Genomic DNA, 16,863 nt, shown 5'->3' on the forward strand with positions numbered 1-16,863 from the left:
ATCGGGCAGCCCCGTTCACCGGCCCAGAAGTGATCATCGAGCATTGTGTGCCAGAGTTGCCCAACCCGGCCCGATCGCCCGTACCCTACGGGCCAGGCCGGGCTGCTGACGCAGGACAGCACGGCCGAAGGCCGGCGGGCGGCAGGCGATCGATGAGCAAGTGGAGCACGGTGGGACCCAGGTGAACCGGACGATCATGCTGCCGGCCTCCCTCGACGAGGCCGTCGACGCGCTGGCCGCCGCCCCGGCCGCGGTACCGGTGGCCGGAGCCACCGACCTGATGGAGGCCGTCAACGCCGGCCGACTGCGCCCCGCCGCCCTGGTCGGCCTCGGCCGGATCACCGAACTGCGCGGCTGGCGCTACGAGGACGGCGGCACCGCCGTACTCGGCGCCGGACTCACCCACGCCCGGATGGACCGCCCCGACTTCGCCGCGCTGATCCCCGCGCTGGCCGACGCGGCCCGGACCGCCGGCCCGCCGCAGGTCCGCAACGTCGGCACCCTCGGCGGGAACATCGTCACCGCCGCGCCGGCCGGCGACACCCTCCCGGTGCTCACCGCGCTGGAGGCCAGCGTCACCCTGGCCCGGGCCGGGGGCACCCGCGAGGTGCCGGTCAGTCACCTGCTCACCGGGCTCGATCCGGTGCGCCCGGGCGAACTGCTCACCTGGGTGCGCGTCCCGCTGCTGCACGCCCCGCAGGTCTTCCTCAAGGCCACCGGCCGCAGCGGCCCGGCCCGCGCCACCGCCTCCGTCGCCCTCGTCCTCGACCCGGCCCGGCGCTCGGTGCGCTGCGCCGTCGGGGCCGTCGCGCCGGTCCCGCTGCGCCCGCTGGAGGCCGAGGCCTGGGTGGCCGGCTGCATCGACTGGGACGGCGGCCGGGAGATCGACCCGGCCGCGACCGCCGCCTTCGGCGAGTACGCGGCCTCCGCCTGCGTCCCCGACAACTACGGTGCCGAGGGCGCCTGGGAGGCCGTGACCGAGGGGCCGACCGCGGCCGCCGTCCGGTTGCGGCGTACCGTATCGGTGCTGGCCCGACGGGCACTGGGAAGGGCGCTGAAGTGACCACAGACCCCATCGAGACCCTGGACGCCGACCCGCTCGGCCTCTCCCCGCAGGTCAGCCGCGAGCTGCGCCCGTGCGCCTCGTACACGCTGCGGGTCAACGGTTTCGAACGGCCCGTCACCGACGCCTGGATCGGCGAGAGCCTGCTCTACGTGCTGCGCGAGCGGCTCGGCCTGGCCGGCGCCAAGGACGGCTGCGAGCAGGGCGAGTGCGGGGCCTGCTCGGTGCAGGTGGACGGCCAGCTGGTGGCCGGCTGCCTGGTGCCGGCCGCGCTGGCCGCCGACAGCGAGATCAACACCGTCGAGGGCCTGTCGGCCGCCGGCGGCGCGAGCGACGTCCAGCAGGCGCTGGCCGCCTCCGGCGCCGTCCAGTGCGGCTACTGCACCCCCGGCATGGCGATGGCCGTGCACGACCTGCTCCAGCGCAACCACCGGCCCACCGACGTGGAGGCCCGCCAGGCCCTGTGCGGCAACCTCTGCCGCTGCACCGGCTACCGGGGCGTGCTGGCCGCCGTCCAGACCGTCGCGGACGCCCGCGCGCTGGAGGCCGAGGGGGAGGCCGCAGCGCCCGCCGAGGCCGCCGCCGAACCGCCGGCGGAGGCGCCCGTGGAGCCCGGGCAGGCCGTGCAGCCGCCCGCCGAGCCGCCCGCCGAGCCGCCCGTGGAGCCCGGGCAGGCCGTCGAGCCGCCGGTCTACACCGACGCCGAGGCCTGGATCGAGCACGTCCCGCAGCAGCCCGTCGAGCCCCACCCGGCCGCGCACCCGGCCCACCACCAGGCCGGCCACCCCGCGGAGCAGCAGCACGCCGCCGGGCCGCCGGGCGTCGAGCAGGCCCCGGCCGGGCTGCCGTACGGCGACCCCCACGGCTACGACAGCGGCGTGTACGACACCACGGTGCTGGCCCCGATCCGGGACGCCGTCCCCGCCCAGGCCGCCGACGACCAGGTGTACTACCCGCCCCAGGGCTACCCCGAGCAGCCGTACCAGGCCACCCCCGCGCACGGCACCTACGTGCCCTACCCGGACGGCCACCAGCAGCAGAACGGCTACGACACCGGGTACGACGCCCCGGTCTACGAACCCACCCCCGCGCACGGAACCCCGCTGCCCGGCGCCGCCTACGACGGCACGCCGCCGCACGGCACCCCGTACGCCGCCCCGCACCCGCACGGTGCCCCGGCCGAGGGCGGCGCCCCGGCCGGTGCCCCGTACGGCGCCACCCCCGCCCACGGCATCCGGCTCCCCGAGGACGACCACGCATCATGACGTCGCCTACCGACATCGGCGCAGCACTCCAGCAGGACGGCGGCGAGGGCGGCGCACCGGAGCCGATCGGCCTGGGCAGCTCCCCGCTGCGCAGCGACGCGCTGCCCAAGGCGCTCGGCATCTACCCGTACGCGGCCGACCTGTGGGCCGAGGGCCTGCTGTGGGGCGCCGTGCTGCGCTCGCCGCACCCGCACGCCCGGATCCTCGGCATCGACACCTCGGCCGCGCTGGCACTGCCCGGGGTGCACGCCGTGGTCACCGCCGCGGACCTGCCGCCCGGCCCGGACGGCACCGCCGACGGCGCCCCGGCCGGGCCGATCGTCGCCGACCGGCCGGTGCTGGCCTCCGGCGTGGTGCGCCACCACGGCGAGCCGATCGCCGCGGTGGCCGCCGACCACCCGGACACCGCCCGGCTGGCGGTCGGCCTGATCACGGTCGACTACGAGCCGCTGGAGGCCGTCACCGACCCCGAGCAGGCCTTCACCGCGCCGCCGCTGCACCCGGACGGCAACCTGTTCCGCCACCTGCCGCTGCGCACCGGGGACCCGGACGCGGTCGGCGAGGTCGTCGTCGAGGGCCTCTACCAGGTCGGCCGGCAGGACCCGGCCCCGCTCGGCGCCGAGGCCGGGCTGGCCGTACCGCGCCCGGACGGCGGCGTCGAACTGCACCTGTCCTCCACCGATCCGCACGGCGACCGCGACCGCACCGCCGCCTGCCTCGGCCTGGAGCCGGACCGGGTCCGGCTGGTGGTCACCGGCGTGCCCGGCGCCACCACCGACCGCGAGGACATCTCGTTCCAGGTCACCCTGGCCCTGCTGGCGCTGCGCACCGGCCGCCCGGTGAAGATGACGCTCACCCGCGAGGAGTCCTTCCACACCCACACCTCGCGCCACCCCGCGCTCCTGCGCTACCGCCACCACGCGGACGCCGAGGGCACCCTGGTGAAGGTCGAGGCGCAGATCCTGCTGGACGGCGGCGCCTACGCGGACGTCTCCGCCGAGGCGCTGGCCGCCGCGACGGCCTTCTCGGCCGGCCCGTACGTCTGCCCGAACGTCTTCGTGGACGCCTGGGCGGTGCGCACCAACAACCCGCCGGCCGGCCGGATGCGCGGCGAGGGCGCCCTACAGGCCTGCTTCGCCTACGAGTCGCAGCTGGACCAGCTGGCGGCCCGGATCGGCGTGGACCCGGTGGAGATCCGGCGCCGCAACGCGATGTCCACCGGCGACCCGCTGCCCACCGGACAGGCCGTCACCTGCCCGGCGCCGGTGCGCGCGCTGCTGGACGCCGTCGCCGCCGAGCCGCTGCCGGCCCTGCCGGTGGACGACCCGGACGCCGAGTGGCTGCTGCCCGGCGGGCCCGGCGGCGCGGGCGACCCGGCGGCGGTGCGGCGCGGCATCGGCTACGCCGTCGGCATGGTGCACATGCTGGGCGCCGAGGGCGAGGACGAGGTCTCGACCGCGACCGTGCGGGTCAGCGGCGACCACGCCACGGTGATCTGCGCGGCGGTCGACGCCGGGCAGGGCTTCGCCACGCTGGCCCGGCAGATCGTGCAGACCGTGCTGGGCGTCAGCGAGGTCTACATCGCGCCGGCCGACAGCGACCAGTCGATCGCCGGGCCGTCCGCCCGCGGCCGGCACACCTGGGTCTCCGGCGGCGCCGTCGAGCGGGCCGCGCTGATGGTCCGCCATCAGCTGCTTCAACCGATCGCGGCGAACTTCGGGATGTCGGCGGAGCTGCTCCAGATCTCCGACGGCAAGATCACCTCGTACGACGGGGTGCTCGGCATGCCGGTCGCCGAGGCGCTGGAGGGCAAGGAGCTGTGGGCCACCGCGCAGTGCCGCCCGCACCCCACCGAACCGCTGGACGAGGCCGGGCAGGGCGACGCCTTCGTCTCCATCTCGTTCTGCGCCATGCGCGCGGTGGTGGACGTGGACATCGAGCTGGGCTCGGTGCGGGTGGTCGAGATGACGGTCGCCCAGGACGTCGGCCGGGCGCTGAACCCGCGCCAGATCGAGGACCGGATCGAGGCGGGGGTGGCCCAGGGCGTGGGCCTGGCGCTGCTGGAGGACCTGCGGACGGAGGGCGGGGTGCTGCAGAACCCCTCGCTGACCGGCTACCGGCTGCCCACCGCGCTGGACACCCCGGAGGTGCGGATCGCCGCACTGCTGGAGGAGCGCGACGTGGTGGCCCCGTTCGGTGCCAAGGCGGTCGGCGCCGTCCCCGCGGTGGTCGCCCCGGCGGCCGTCGCCGCGGCGGTGCGCGCCGCCACCGGCCTGCCGGTCGGCCGGCTGCCGATCCGGGCGGAGGACGCCGTCACGGCCTGACCGGATCTCCCGGGAGCGTCCGGACAGAGCGAAAGGGAATTGCCGGCCGACTTTTCGGAGTCGACCGGCAATTCCCTTTCCGGTGAGGCCATGGCGGGAATCGAACCCGCGTGTACCGCTTTGCAGACGGTTCCCTAAGCCACTCGGGCACACGGCCAGTGAATTCATAGTGGCCGCTCCGGGGGAGCGGGGTCAATGGCCCTTTGTAAATTCTGTATGGCAGTGTGTGCTACCGTCGGAGACAGGTGGCGTGCATTTCCGCCACCCCGGACGAGCGCGTCGTACCCGGTGACGACAAGACGGCGCAGTTCAGCGGCGATCCGGCCGCTGTGGACTGCGGAGGTACCACCGTCATGGCCTGGCTCGTTCTGATCCTCTCGGGTTTTCTGGAGACCGTGTGGGCGGTCGCCCTGGAATCGTCCAGGGGCTTCACCCGGCTCGTTCCCAGCCTCGTCTTCGGCGTCGCACTGCTGTTCAGCATGGGCGGTCTGGCGTACGCGATGCGCACCATTCCGATCGGCACCGGCTACGCCGTCTGGGTCGGCATCGGCGCGGTCGGCACCGCGGTCTACGGGATGGCCGTCCTGGGGGACGCGGTGACCATGGCCCGGATCGCCTGCCTGCTGCTGATCGTCTCCGGCGTGGTGGGCCTCAAGGTGCTGCACTGAGCCCTGGGTCCGGTCCGGACCCCCTGGTCCTACGTCCGCGGACCCAGTCGATCCGCGACCGGGGTCAGGGGTCACCGAGGCGGACGGCTCTTACGATGTTACGTATGACCACTGCCTCCTCCACCACGGTCGACTCCGTACCGATACCCCTCGACGACGACCCCGGTGGCGGGGTGCTCGGCGGCCGCTACCGCGCGCTGACGCTGGGGATCGTCTCGGTGGTCCTGGTGATCGCCTTCGAGGCGACGGCCGTCAACACCGCGATGCCGACCGCGGCCCGCCAGTTGGACGGCCTCGGGCTGTACGCCTTCGCCTTCTCCGGCTACTTCACCAGCACGCTGTTCGCCCTGGTCGTCTCCGGCCAGTGGTGCGACCGGCGCGGCCCGCTGCGGCCGCTGTTCACCGGCATCGCGGTCTTCGGCGTCGGCCTGGTGGTGGCCGGGACGGCGCCCGGGATGTGGGTGTTCGTGGCCGGGCGGTCGATCCAGGGCCTCGGCGGCGGGCTGGTGATCGTCGCGCTGTACGTGGTGGTCGGCCGGGCCTATCCGGAGCGGCTGCGGCCGTCGGTGTTCGCGGCCTTCTCCTCGGCCTGGGTGCTGCCCTCGATCGTCGGCCCGCTGGTCGCCGGGGCGGTCACCCAGCACCTGGGCTGGCGCTGGGTGTTCCTGGCCGTACCGGCGCTGATCCTACTGCCGCTGGCCGTGATGGGCCCGGCGCTGGCCCGCTCCGAGCGCGAGCACCCGCTGCCCAAGGGCGCCGACTTCGACCGCCGGCGCACCCTGCTGGCCGCGATGGCGGCGCTCGGCGCCGGCCTGCTGCAGTACGCGGGCCAGCGCCTCGACCTGCCCGGCCTGCTCCCCGGGATCGCCGGGGCGGCGCTGCTGGTGCCGGCCGTCCTCGGGCTGCTGCCGAAGCGGACCCTGCGGGCCGGGCGCGGGCTGCCGACCGTGATCCTGCTGCGCGGGGTCGCGGCCGGGGCGTTCTTCGCGGCCGAGGCCTTCATCCCGCTGATGATGACCACCCAGCGCGGCCTGTCGCCGACGCTGGCCGGGCTCACGCTGACCAGCGGCGGGCTCTCATGGGCCCTGGGTTCCTGGCTACAGGGCCGGCCGGGGGCGGAGCGCTACCGCGCGGCGATGATCCGGGGCGGCTTCCTGCTGACCGCGCTGGCGATCGCGGGCGCCGCGCTGGTGCTGGTTCCGGCGGTGCCGGCCTGGGCGGCCTCGGTGGCCTGGGGGATCGGCGGCGTCGGGATGGGGCTGTCCATCGCCAGCGTCAGCGTGCTGATGATGAAGCTCTCCGCGCCGGAGGACTCCGGGGCCAACTCGGCCGCGTTGCAGATGAGCGACGCGCTGGGCAACGTGCTGCTCACCGGCCTGGCCGGGGTGCTGTTCGCGGCGCTGGGCGGCGGCGCCCCGGCGGCCGGCCACGGATCGGCCGAAGGCGCCGGTTCGCCCGGCGCCTTCGCGGTGATCCTGCTGGTGATGGCCGGGGTGTCGCTGCTGGGAGCGCTGCTGGCCGGCCGGGTCCGTCCCCGGACCTGACGGTCAGCCGGTGGCCGCGGCGGTGGCCGCGGCCCCCGCCGGGGCGCCCAGGAAGGTCTCCCAGCCGCCGGCCGGGGACTGGCCCGGGGCGAGGGTCTGGAGCTTGCGCAGCACCGCCGGGTCCTGGGCGTCCAGCCAGTCGACCAGCTGCCGGAAGGAGACCAGCCGGACCTCCGGCTTGCCCGCGATGGCCTTGAGGGCGTCCTCGACGGCGTTCATGTAGATGCCGCCGTTCCACTCCTCGAAGTGGTTGCCGATCACGTACGGCGCCCGGTTGCCGTTGTAGGCGCGGTCGAAGCCCATCAGGTAGGCGTCGCGGGCCTGGGCCTGGAAGCCGGGGTGGAGCGCCGGGTCGGCCTTGGTGTTGGGGCCGCACTGGTTGTACATGATGTTGTAGTCCATCGAGAGCACCTGGAAGGTGTGCCCGGGGAACGGGATGGACTGCAGCGGGAGGTCCCACAGCGCGCCGCCCTGGATCTTCTGCGGCCACACCTGGGTGCCGTTGCCGCTGCTGTCGTAGCGCCAGCCGCGCTTGACCGCGGTGGGCAGCAGGTTGCGCTGGCCCTCCAGGCAGGGGGTGCGGCTGCCGATCAGCTCCTTGCGGTAGTCGAAGGGCAGCGCCGGGAGGTCGGTGAAGCCGGTGTTGGTGCGCCAGTTCGTGACGAAGTCCATCGCCTGCTGGATCTCGCTGTCCCAGTCCTCCGGGGACCACTTGCCGACGCCGGTGGAGCCGCAGAAGTGGCCGTTGAAGTGGGTCCCGATCTCGTGGCCCTCCAGCCAGGCCGCGTGCACGTTCTCCAGGGTGGCGCGGATGTGCTGGTCGCTCAGGTAGCCGATGTCCGAGGCGCCGACCTTGTGCTGGGGCGGGCGGTAGAGGTCCTTCCTGGACTCGGGCAGCAGGTAGAGGCCGCTGAGGAAGAAGGTCATCTTCGCGTCGTGCTCCTGGGCCAGCCGGCGGAAGCGGGCGAACAGGCCGTTGTCGAGCTCGCCGGCGCCGTCCCAGGAGAAGACCACGAACTGCGGCGGACGCCGGCCGGGCTCCAGCTTCTCGGGGACGGGCTGGTGCGGCTGCGCGCCGGTGTCCGAGGTGGAGCCGTCGCCGATCAGGACGGCCTGCGGCTGGGGGACCGGGGCCGGGGTGGGGGTAGCGGCCTGCTCCTCGGCCGTGCCCGTGGCCGGGACGGCGGTGCCCGGCGCCCGCTCCCCGCCGGTGGCGTGGTTGCTGCCGCAGCCGGCCGCCAGGGCGGCGGCGGTGGCGGCGCCGGCCGTCAGCAGGGTGCGGCGGGAGAGGGCTTCCATGGTCACTCCGTTCGTGGGGCGGGGGCGGCGTGCGGGAGTGCGGAGTCCGGTCGGGCGCGTGGGATGACGGAACCCGTAACCGGGTCAGCATGGCACGGGGGAGGAGCCGGTCGGAGAGGCACAGCGCGCGGTCGGGAGTGATCGCTCGAACGACGCAACCGATCGGGTCCGTTGAACCGTCGGTAGGTCGTGTCGGGTGTGCACCCGCGGCGATCGTATGCGGGAGGCGTCCGTCGCGCTCCGCGACCGGACGCCCACGGCGTGCAGGGAAGAGGCCATCAGCCCTGCCGATCGGCGGGTGTTGATACGACCGTCGTATGGACGTGCCCTACAGTCCGTTCCGGTTGAATTGTTCCCAGGAAACTCCCAGGAAGCGGGATTCCGTCGGCAGAGGGGAGCGCCCGTGGGCGTCCAGCAGGGCAGGGGTCCGTGGCCGGGCACCCTGGCGGCCGGAGCCGCGCTGGTGCTCGGCGCCTGGCTGCTGCACGACGGGGGCCGGTCGCTGCCGCCCGCTCCGCAGGCCGGCCAGGCCCAGGCCGGGATCGCGCCGGTCTCGGTGGTCCCGCCGCTGGGGCCGTCCGCGCCGACCCGGATCCGCATCCCGGCGGTGCGGCTGGACGCCCCGGTGACCGCGCTCGGGCTGGACGCCGACGGCCGCCTCCAGACCCCGCCGGAGGCGGACCGCAACCTCGCGGGCTGGTACCGCGGCGGGGCGAGCCCCGGTCAGCGCGGCACCGCGATCCTGGCGGGGCACGTCGACAACAAGGCCGGCCCCGCGGTCTTCTATCATCTGGGCGCGCTCCGTCGGGGGGATCGGATCGAGATCGCCCGGGCGGACGGCGCCACCGCCGTCTACCAGCTCTACGCCATCGAAGTGCACGACCGAAAGGACTTCCCGGACGACCGGGTCTACCGCCAGGCCGCTGACGCACAGCTGCGGGTGATCACCTGCGGCGGTTCGTACAGCGCGGAACACGGCTACGACGGCAACGTCGTCGCCTACGGCTTCCTGGCCGACACCACCCCGCCGGGCAAAGCCGCATGAGCACGCTGACCCTTGCCACCCGCTGGAACCCGATCGACTGGCCGCTCACCGAGGGGCTGATCCCGCACGCCGTGCTCGCGGCCGGCTGGGCGGCGCTGTTCGCGCTCGCCGTCGGCCGCGGCCGGAGCTGGTGGCGGGTCCGCCTGCCCGCCGCCCTGCTGACGGCGGCGGCGCTCAGCTGGCTGCTGGACGCCGTGGTCGACGGCTGGTGGCACCCCTTCCCGGAGGGCACGCCCCGGTACGTCACCTGGTGGATAACCGTCGCCCTGCTGGGCTTCTGCCTGGCGGGCTACCGGATGCGCCGGCTCACCTGGCGGCGGCGGGGGCTCGCGCTGGGCCTGACCGGCCTGGTGGTGCTGATGGCGTCCTCCGAGGTCAACATCGGCTTCGGCCAGTTCCCCAGCGGGCGCGTGATGCTGGCGCCGTGGCTGACCAAGACCGACGGGCTGGTCGCCACCAAGGCCGGCCAGGTGGTGTCCGCCCCGCCGGGCAAGTCGCTGGAGGAGGTCTGGAAGCCCCCGGCGGACCTGCCCGAGAAGGGCACCGTCTCGGTGGTGCCGATCCCCGGTACCAAGTCGGGCTTCAAGGCCCGCGACGCGTACGTCTACCTGCCGCCCGCCTACCAGGCCACCCCGCGGCCGCTGCTGCCGGTGGTCGTGATGATCACCGGTCAGCCCGGCATCCCGGGGGACTGGGTGCTCTCCGCGCAGATCAACGAGGCGCTGGACGCCTACGCCGCGGAGCACAACGGCCTCGCGCCGATCGTGGTGATGCCCGATCAGCTCGGTTCCACCTGGGCCAACACGCTCTGCCTCGACTCCAGGATCGCCAAGACCCAGACCTACCTGGCCGCGGACGTCCCCGACTGGGTCCACCAGAACCTCCAGGCCGCGACCGGCCGGAACGCCTGGGCGATCGGCGGCGCCTCGATGGGTGGAACCTGCGCGCTCCAGCTCGGCGTCAACGCTCCCGAGGTGTACGGCACCGTCCTCGACATGTCCGGGCAGGAGGAACCGACCCTGGGCAGCCGGGAACAGACCGTCAAGGCCGCGTTCGGCGGCGACGAGAAGAAGTTCGACGCGGTCGATCCGCTCCAGGTGATGGCCCGCAAGAAGTTCCCGGACACCAACGTCGCGTTGGTCGTCGGCGAGACCGACGAGGAGTTCAGACCGCAGATGGAGAAGGTCTACCAGGCCGCGCAGGCGGCCGGAATGAAGGCCAAGTTCGACCTGATGCCGGGCGGCCACGGCTGGGTCGTCTTCCGCCCCGGCATCGCCGAGCAGCTCCCGTGGCTCGCCCAGCAGACCGGGCTGACCCGGTGACCGGCGCGGGGACCGCGCTGGCCACCGTCGGGGAGCAGCGCGGGCCCGGGCCGGACGCGGAGCGCGCGGCCGAGCGCGGCGCCGAGCGCGGCCGGGCCCCGGTCACCCGCACCGCGGAGCCGCGCCCGCAGCGGCTCCGGCGGGCGGCCCGGGTGCTCGGCTCCCGGCTGCGCTCGGCGCCGCTGACGCTGACCCTGCTGGCCGGGCTCTGGCTGCTCGGCGCGGCCACCGGCAGCCTGGGCCACGGCCCGTCCGACCGGCTGCTGGAACGGGCCGGGATCGGCCCGTCCACGCTGGCCGAGGGCCACTGGTGGGCGCCGGTCACCTCGATGTCCTGGTGCTCGGGCAGCGGCTCGTACGTGTTCACCACCCTGCTGCTGCTCCTGGTCGGCCCGGCCGCCGAGCACCGGCTCGGGCGGCCGCGCACCCTCGCGGTGCTGGTCGGCGGGCAGGTGGTCGGCACCCTGCTGGGCACCGCGCTGGTCGCGTTCGGCTCCGCGGTGGGGGAGCCGTGGACCGCCTCGGTGGCTGACCAGATCGCGGTCGGCCCCGGCGTCGGCGTGTTCGCGCTGGCCGGGGTGCTCGGGTACCGGCTCACCGTGCTCTGGCGCCGCCGGCTGCACCTGCTGGTGCTGCTCGTCCCGCTGGTGATGACGCTGTACGTGGGCCACCTGCAGAGCGTCCAGCGGTGCGCCGCCGCGCTGGCCGGTCTCGGCCTGGGCGCGCTGCTCAGCCGGGGCCGCCCGCACCTGCGCACGCACCGCTCCTCGCACTCCGAGACCCGGGTGCTGGTCGCGCTCTGCCTGGTCGCCGCCGCCTTCGGGCCGCTGCTCGCCTCGCTGTACGACAACGCCAGCGGGCCGTTCAACACCTTCTCCGAGCTGTACCTCTCGCACCGGCTCAGCCCGGAGGAGGTGGCCGACTTCTGCGCGGTGTCGGCGCACGACTGCGCCCGGGCGCACGCCGTCGTCCGGATCTTCGACACCCCGGGCCGGATGATGGCCGCGCTGTTCCCGGCGCTGCTGCTGGTGCTGGCCGAGGGGCTGCGCCGGGGGCTGCGGTTCGCCTGGCTGGTCACCGTGGCCACCGAGCTGCTCTGGGCGGCGCTGCTGTGCTGGCTGTACCTGGAGGCCGGGCCGGTCGGCCGGGACGTGGTGCAGTACTTCGTCGAGGCGCTGCTGCTGCCGGTGCTGACCACCGTCCTGCTGCTGGTCACCCGCAAGCGGTTCCCGCTGCGGCTGTCCGGCCGCTCGATGCGCCGGCTGGTCCTGGTGCTCGGCGGCGCGGCGCTGGCCTCCGCGGCCACCTACGTGGGGGTCGGGCGGCTGGTGGCCGGGGAGTTCGAGCCGGGGGCGACCGCCCGCCGGCTGGTGGCCGGGCTGCCGGCCCAGTTCCTGCCGCCCGCGTACAACGACCTGCTGCCGGACTACCCGATCGCGGTCGGGCCGGTGGCGCGCCTGCTGGAGACGTACTGCGGGCTGGCGTTCTGGGGGGTCGCGCTGGCCGTGCTGCTGTCGGTCTTCCGCCGCCCGGTGCTGCACACCGACGCGGCGGCGGCCGCCCGGGCGCGGGCGCTGCTGACCGAGCACGGCGGCGGGACGCTCTCGTTCATCGCCACCTGGGACGGCAACCACTACTGGTTCGACGAGGAGGGCCGGGCGGCCGTCGCCTACCGGGTGGTGGGCACCGTCGCGCTGACCACCGGCGACCCGTTCGGCGCACCGGAGGACCGGGCCCGGGCGGTGGCCGGCTTCGCCCGGTACTGCGACGCGCGCGGCTGGACGCCCTGCTTCTACAGCGTCTGCGGCGAGACCAGGGCCGCCGCCGCGCGGCTCGGCTGGCGCTCGGTGCAGGTCGCCGAGGACACCGTGGTGCCGCTGCCCGAGCTGGCCTTCACCGGCCGCAAGTGGCAGGACATCCGCACCGCCCTCAACAAGGCCGGCAAGCAGGGCATCTCCGCGGAGTGGTGGGCGTACCACGAGGCGCCGCTCGCGCTGCGGGAGCAGATCCGGGCGATCTCCGAGGAGTGGGTCTCCGAGAAGGGCCTGCCGGAGATGGGCTTCACGCTCGGCGGGCTGGAGGAGCTGGACGACCCGGACGTGCGGGTGCTGATCGCGGTGGACGAGCAGCGGGTGGTGCACGGGCTGACCAGCTGGATGCCGGTCTACGAGGACGGCGTGCCGGTCGGCTGGACGCTGGACTTCATGCGCCGGCGCTCGGACGGCTTCCGCGGCGTCAGCGAGTTCCTGATCGCCTCGGCCGCGCTCGGCTTCAAGGAGGAGGGCGCGCGCTTCCTGTCGCTGTCGGGCGCGCCGCTGGCCCGCACCGGGCAGGACGAGGAGCCCACCGGCCTCCAGCGGATGCTGGACTGGATGGGCAGGGTGCTGGAGCCGGTGTACGGCTTCCGCTCGCTGCTGGCGTTCAAGGCGAAGTTCCAGCCGGAGTACCGGCCGATGTACATGGCGTACCCCGACCCGGCCGCGCTGCCCGGCATCACCAGGGCGATCGGCAAGGCGTACCTGCCGCACCTGACGGCGGCCCAGGGCGTCCGGCTGATGCGCAGGCTCTCGGGCTGATCCGCCCGGGGGCGGGCGACCGTACGGGCTTCCCGGGCCCCGGACCCGGGTTGCCGCCGACGGACGTCACGGCCCGGAGGCGGGCGGACGGGTCACAGCCCCCGTCAGCCGAGCAGCTGGGCGAGCGCGCGGTCGGCGTCCAGGTGCAGGTGCTCGTCGCCCTCGGGGACGACCAGGCGGCTGCGCCACAGGAAGCGGCGCAGGTCGGCGGAGTCGAACTGGAGCAGCGCGGTGCCCTCGGGTGCCCGCAGTTCGACCATGGTGCGCCGGCCGGTCGCGGGCCGGACGTGCACGTCGCCGACGCCGGCCGGCAGCTCGAGGCCGGCCGAGAGCAGCTGGCGCGCGAAGATCCAGACGATGTCGGCGCTGTCCCGGCGCTCGGCGGGGTCGTCCAGCGAGAACTCGGAGGGGAAGGCCATCCGCACGGCCAGCGGGTCCTCGGGCAGGTAGCCGAGCACCACCCGCAGCCGGACGGAGCGGTGGGTGGAAAGGATCAGGCGGGCCTGGACGGTCTCTTCGACGGTGCGCACGGACGGGTCCCTTCGGTCGGGTGCGAGGCCGCGCGAGGGCAGGTGGGGTTGGTACGGCCTCACCCTGGTGAGAGTCCCGGGACGCGTGGTGCTTACCCGGTTCCACGAGGTATTCGATGTGTTCCGGGTCACATCGATTTCCGGCCGCAGGGGCCCGGCGCGGAGCCTCGCCTGGAGGCCCGAACGGCGCCGGACCGGTACGCTGGGCGGGTTGTCCGATTGCCTCCCGACCGCGGGGCGAGGCCGCAAAACCGCCTCTGACCTGCGATGATCCCCCCTCGGAGACCGTGAGTACTGCCGCCGCCTCCTCGATGCCGCTGTTCTCCGACGTGCCGGAGGCGCAGGCGCCCGCCCGGTCCGTCGGCCATGCCGCCCCCGCCGGTTCGCACCACCTCTCCCCGGCCTTCCCTGGCCGTGCCCCCTGGGGCACCGCGGGCAAGCTGCGGGCCTGGCAGCAGGGTGCGCTGGACAAGTACATCGAGACGCAGCCGCGCGACTTCCTCGCGGTCGCGACCCCGGGGGCAGGCAAGACCACCTTCGCGCTCACCCTGGCCTCGTACCTGCTGCACAACCACCTGGTGCAGCAGGTGACCGTGGTCGCGCCGACCGAGCACCTGAAGAAGCAGTGGGCCGAGGCCGCCGCGCGGATAGGCATCAAGCTCGACCCGGCGTACTCCTCCGGGCCGCTGTCCCGGGAGTACCACGGCATCGTGGTCACCTACGCGGGCGTCGGCGTGAACCCGATGCTGCACCGCAACCGGACCGAGGCCCGCAAGACCCTCGTGATCATGGACGAGATCCACCACGCCGGTGACTCCAAGTCCTGGGGCGAGGCCTGCTTCGAGGCCTTCGAGCCGGCCACCCGCCGGCTGGCGCTGACCGGTACGCCGTTCCGCTCGGACACCAACCCGATCCCCTTCGTGGCGTACGAGGCCGGCGGCGACGGCATCCGCAAGTCCGTCGCCGACTACACCTACGGCTACGGGCACGCGCTGGCCGACCACGTCGTCCGCCCGGTGATCTTCCTCAGCTACAGCGGCAACATGCGCTGGCGCACCAAGTCCGGCGACGAGCTGGAGGCCCGGCTCGGCGAGCCGATGACCAAGGATCTGATCGCCCAGGCCTGGCGCACCGCGCTGTCCCCGCAGGGCGAGTGGATCCCGGCCGTCCTCCAGGCCGCCGACCGGCGCCTCACCGAGGTCCGCAAGGCCATCCCGGACGCCGGCGGGCTGGTCATCGCCACCGACCAGAACGTGGCCCGCGCCTACGCCAAGATGCTGCGCGAGATCAGCGGCGAGAAGGTCACCCTGGTGCTCTCGGACGAGGCCGAGGCGTCCAAGCGGATCTCCGACTACGCGGAGGGCACCTCGCGCTGGATGGTCGCGGTCCGCATGGTGTCCGAGGGCGTCGACGTGCCCCGGCTCTGCGTCGGGGTGTACGCGACCTCGATCTCCACCCCGCTGTTCTTCGCCCAGGCCGTCGGCCGCTTCGTGCGCGCCCGCAAGCGCGGCGAGACCGCCTCGGTGTTCCTGCCGACCATCCCGCTGCTGCTGGGCTTCGCCAACGAGATGGAGCTCCAGCGCGACCACGTGCTGGACCGCCCGAAGAAGGAGGGCGAGGGCCTCTTCGACGAGGAGGACCGGCTGCTCGCCGAGGCCGAGCGGGCCAACGACGGGCCGGACGGCGCGGGCGGCGAGGAGTTCTCCTACGAGGCGCTGGGCTCCGACGCGGTCTTCGACCGGGTCCTGTACAACGCCATGGAGTTCGGCATGCAGGCCCACCCGGGGAGCGAGGAGGAGGAGGACTACCTCGGCATCCCGGGCCTGCTGGAGCCGGACCAGGTGCAGATGCTGCTCCAGAAGCGCCAGCACCGGCAGATCCAGCGCAGCAAGACCAAGCCCGCCGAGGAGGCCGACCTGCTGGAGCTGCCGGCCGAGCAGCGGCCGGTGGTCACCCACCAGGAGCTGCGGGAGCTGCGCAAGGAGCTGAACGCGCTGGTGGCCGCCTGGCACCACCGCACCAGCCAGCCGCACGGCACCATCCACAACGAGCTGCGCCGCCAGTGCGGCGGGCCGCTCACCGCGCAGGCCACCGCGAACCAGCTCAGGGCGCGGATCGCGAAGATCCGGGAGTGGGCCAAGTAGCGGAGCCGGGAGCGGGCGGAGGAGCGGTTCGGCGAGCTGAGGAACGCTCCGCGGACCGGCGCGCCCCGGCCGGGTCCGGGCACCCCGTCCGCTCCGGCGCGTCCGGACATCGGACCGGGGGCGCGTCCGCACCCCGGCACAACCGGCGAATCGCGGGGGTTTGTCCTGGTTTCGAGGCGGTGTTGAAGTTGATCACGCCCGAATTTTGGACAACCACTTCCGCCACGTCATTTCCTTCACTACCTTTCCCCCACGCTCTTCCGCCGGGCAACCCCCGCGGGACGGCGCCGCAGGGCCGTGCGCGTCAAGGACGACGCCGTACGGTCCGAGCGCGGCCACCCCCACCTGCGCGCGACACCGGTCTTGGAACGGCGCCGCCCGCCCCGCGAGCGCCGCGGAAAGGATTGCCCGTCGTGACTGCCGAGACCTCCCAGACCCTGGACCGCGGCGTCCGGGTCCTCAAGCTCCTCGCCGACTCCGAGCGAGGGCTCACCGTGACCGAGCTGGCCGCCCGGCTGGCCGTCAACCGGACCGTGGTCTACCGGCTGCTGGCCACCCTGGAACAGCACGGCTTGGTCCGCCGGGACATCGGCGGACGCGCCCGGGTGGGCCTCGGCGTGCTGCGCCTCGCGCACCGGGTGCACCCGCTGCTGCGCGAGGCCGCCCTCCCGGCCCTGCGCAGCCTCGCCGAGGACCTCGGCGCCACCGCCCACCTGACCCTGGTGGACGGCAACGAGGCGCTCGCCGTCGCCGTGGTCGAACCCAGCTGGACCGACTTCCACGTCGCCTACCGGACCGGCCTGCGCCACCCGCTCACCGAGAGCGCGGCCGGCCGGGCGATCCTGGAGGCGCGCACCTTCCCCAGCCAGCGCCGCCCCGAACAGGGCTTCGTCATCACCCGCGCGGAGGAGCAGTCCGGCGCGAGCGGGGCGGCCGCCGCGCTGGTCGGACTGAGCGGCATCGAGGGCAGCGTCGGCGTGGTGATGCTGAACGGCCTGGTGCCCGAGCGGGTCGGCCCCCGGGTGGTGGAGGCGGCGACCGAGGTGGCCGACGCCCTGAGGTAGCGCCCGCGCACCGGGTCGG

The 16,863-nt window shown here is 74.3% G+C and carries 12 protein-coding genes, 1 tRNA gene and 1 riboswitch; of the genes, 10 read left to right on the forward strand and 3 right to left on the reverse strand.

Translation table 11 applies throughout. The annotated features are described in order from the left end of the window. Nucleotides 1-196: 196 nt before the first annotated feature. The 3 genes from ACZ7RU_RS26505 to ACZ7RU_RS26515 are packed head-to-tail and all read left to right on the forward strand — an operon-like array spanning nucleotide 197 to nucleotide 4,652. The gene (locus ACZ7RU_RS26505; protein ID WP_470343635.1) at nucleotides 197-1,063 is read left to right on the forward strand and encodes an FAD binding domain-containing protein; all 867 of its coding nucleotides are present in this window, start codon (nucleotides 197-199) and stop codon (nucleotides 1,061-1,063) included. Next, nucleotides 1,060-2,328 carry a (2Fe-2S)-binding protein gene (locus ACZ7RU_RS26510; protein WP_470343465.1) on the forward strand — a complete coding sequence of 423 codons (1,269 nt, stop codon included), beginning with the start codon at nucleotides 1,060-1,062 and terminating at the stop codon, nucleotides 2,326-2,328. The genes ACZ7RU_RS26505 and ACZ7RU_RS26510 overlap by 4 nt, the downstream gene beginning before the upstream one ends. Beyond that, nucleotides 2,325-4,652, forward strand: coding sequence for a xanthine dehydrogenase family protein molybdopterin-binding subunit (locus ACZ7RU_RS26515; RefSeq protein WP_470343466.1), 2,328 nt, complete (start codon nucleotides 2,325-2,327; stop codon nucleotides 4,650-4,652). The genes ACZ7RU_RS26510 and ACZ7RU_RS26515 overlap by 4 nt, the downstream gene beginning before the upstream one ends. An 85-nt stretch (nucleotides 4,653-4,737) precedes the next feature. On the opposite strand, the gene ACZ7RU_RS26520 is transcribed toward ACZ7RU_RS26515, so the two are convergent. After that, nucleotides 4,738-4,809 (reverse strand) — tRNA-Cys (locus tag ACZ7RU_RS26520). Between the two features lie 85 nt (nucleotides 4,810-4,894). After that, nucleotides 4,895-4,961, forward strand: a riboswitch (guanidine-III (ykkC-III) riboswitch). 44 nt (nucleotides 4,962-5,005) lie between these two features. Here ACZ7RU_RS26520 and ACZ7RU_RS26525 point away from each other — a divergent pair. Then, nucleotides 5,006-5,320 carry a DMT family transporter gene (locus ACZ7RU_RS26525; RefSeq protein WP_470343467.1) on the forward strand — a complete coding sequence of 105 codons (315 nt, stop codon included), beginning with the start codon at nucleotides 5,006-5,008 and terminating at the stop codon, nucleotides 5,318-5,320. 104 nt (nucleotides 5,321-5,424) lie between these two features. After that, nucleotides 5,425-6,864 carry an MFS transporter gene (locus tag ACZ7RU_RS26530; RefSeq protein ID WP_470343468.1) on the forward strand — a complete coding sequence of 480 codons (1,440 nt, stop codon included), beginning with the start codon at nucleotides 5,425-5,427 and terminating at the stop codon, nucleotides 6,862-6,864. Between the two features lie 3 nt (nucleotides 6,865-6,867). Here ACZ7RU_RS26530 and ACZ7RU_RS26535 read toward each other — a convergent pair whose 3' ends face one another. Then, the gene (locus tag ACZ7RU_RS26535) at nucleotides 6,868-8,163 is read right to left on the reverse strand and encodes a polysaccharide deacetylase family protein (protein ID WP_470343469.1); all 1,296 of its coding nucleotides are present in this window, start codon (nucleotides 8,161-8,163) and stop codon (nucleotides 6,868-6,870) included. Nucleotides 8,164-8,566: 403 nt separating this feature from the next. On the opposite strand from ACZ7RU_RS26535, the gene ACZ7RU_RS26540 reads away from it, so the two are divergent. The 3 genes from ACZ7RU_RS26540 to ACZ7RU_RS26550 are packed head-to-tail and all read left to right on the forward strand — an operon-like array spanning nucleotide 8,567 to nucleotide 13,106. Then, a complete protein-coding gene (locus tag ACZ7RU_RS26540) occupies nucleotides 8,567-9,208 on the forward strand; it encodes a class F sortase (protein WP_387756881.1) in 642 nt (213 codons plus the stop codon). Then, the gene (locus ACZ7RU_RS26545; protein ID WP_470343470.1) at nucleotides 9,205-10,530 is read left to right on the forward strand and encodes an alpha/beta hydrolase; all 1,326 of its coding nucleotides are present in this window, start codon (nucleotides 9,205-9,207) and stop codon (nucleotides 10,528-10,530) included. Before ACZ7RU_RS26540 ends, ACZ7RU_RS26545 begins: the two co-directional genes overlap by 4 nt. Continuing rightward, nucleotides 10,497-13,106: a bifunctional lysylphosphatidylglycerol flippase/synthetase MprF gene (locus ACZ7RU_RS26550; RefSeq protein WP_470343471.1), complete on the forward strand. Its 2,610-nt coding sequence runs from the start codon at nucleotides 10,497-10,499 to the stop codon at nucleotides 13,104-13,106. Before ACZ7RU_RS26545 ends, ACZ7RU_RS26550 begins: the two co-directional genes overlap by 34 nt. 104 nt (nucleotides 13,107-13,210) lie before the next feature. Here the strand turns inward: ACZ7RU_RS26550 and ACZ7RU_RS26555 are convergent, their stop codons facing one another. Continuing rightward, nucleotides 13,211-13,636 (reverse strand): SsgA family sporulation/cell division regulator, encoded by a 426-nt coding sequence (locus tag ACZ7RU_RS26555; protein ID WP_470343472.1) that lies wholly within the window; start codon nucleotides 13,634-13,636, stop codon nucleotides 13,211-13,213. 311 nt (nucleotides 13,637-13,947) lie between these two features. On the opposite strand from ACZ7RU_RS26555, the gene ACZ7RU_RS26560 reads away from it, so the two are divergent. Both ACZ7RU_RS26560 and ACZ7RU_RS26565 read left to right on the forward strand, forming a co-directional pair. Then, on the forward strand, nucleotides 13,948-15,780 hold the full coding sequence (locus ACZ7RU_RS26560; protein WP_470343636.1) for a DEAD/DEAH box helicase: 1,833 nt from the start codon (nucleotides 13,948-13,950) through the stop codon (nucleotides 15,778-15,780). A gap of 413 nt (nucleotides 15,781-16,193) precedes the next feature. Next, nucleotides 16,194-16,844: an IclR family transcriptional regulator gene (locus ACZ7RU_RS26565; protein ID WP_387756885.1), complete on the forward strand. Its 651-nt coding sequence runs from the start codon at nucleotides 16,194-16,196 to the stop codon at nucleotides 16,842-16,844. The last annotated feature ends 19 nt before the right edge of the window (nucleotides 16,845-16,863 follow it).

This window comes from Kitasatospora sp. NPDC114501, assembly GCF_055633695.1.

Excerpts from the sequence above, each read along its gene's own strand:
- ACZ7RU_RS26505 (WP_470343635.1), top strand. The coding sequence starts at position 197 with ATGCTGCCGGCCTCCCTCGACGAGGCCGTCGACGCGCTGGCCGCCGCC.
- ACZ7RU_RS26515 (WP_470343466.1), top strand. The coding sequence starts at position 2,325 with ATGACGTCGCCTACCGACATCGGCGCAGCACTCCAGCAGGACGGCGGC.
- ACZ7RU_RS26525 (WP_470343467.1), top strand. The coding sequence starts at position 5,006 with ATGGCCTGGCTCGTTCTGATCCTCTCGGGTTTTCTGGAGACCGTGTGG.
- ACZ7RU_RS26530 (WP_470343468.1), top strand. The coding sequence starts at position 5,425 with ATGACCACTGCCTCCTCCACCACGGTCGACTCCGTACCGATACCCCTC.
- ACZ7RU_RS26535 (WP_470343469.1), bottom strand. The coding sequence starts at position 8,163 with ATGGAAGCCCTCTCCCGCCGCACCCTGCTGACGGCCGGCGCCGCCACC.
- ACZ7RU_RS26545 (WP_470343470.1), top strand. The coding sequence starts at position 9,205 with ATGAGCACGCTGACCCTTGCCACCCGCTGGAACCCGATCGACTGGCCG.
- ACZ7RU_RS26560 (WP_470343636.1), top strand. The coding sequence starts at position 13,948 with ATGCCGCTGTTCTCCGACGTGCCGGAGGCGCAGGCGCCCGCCCGGTCC.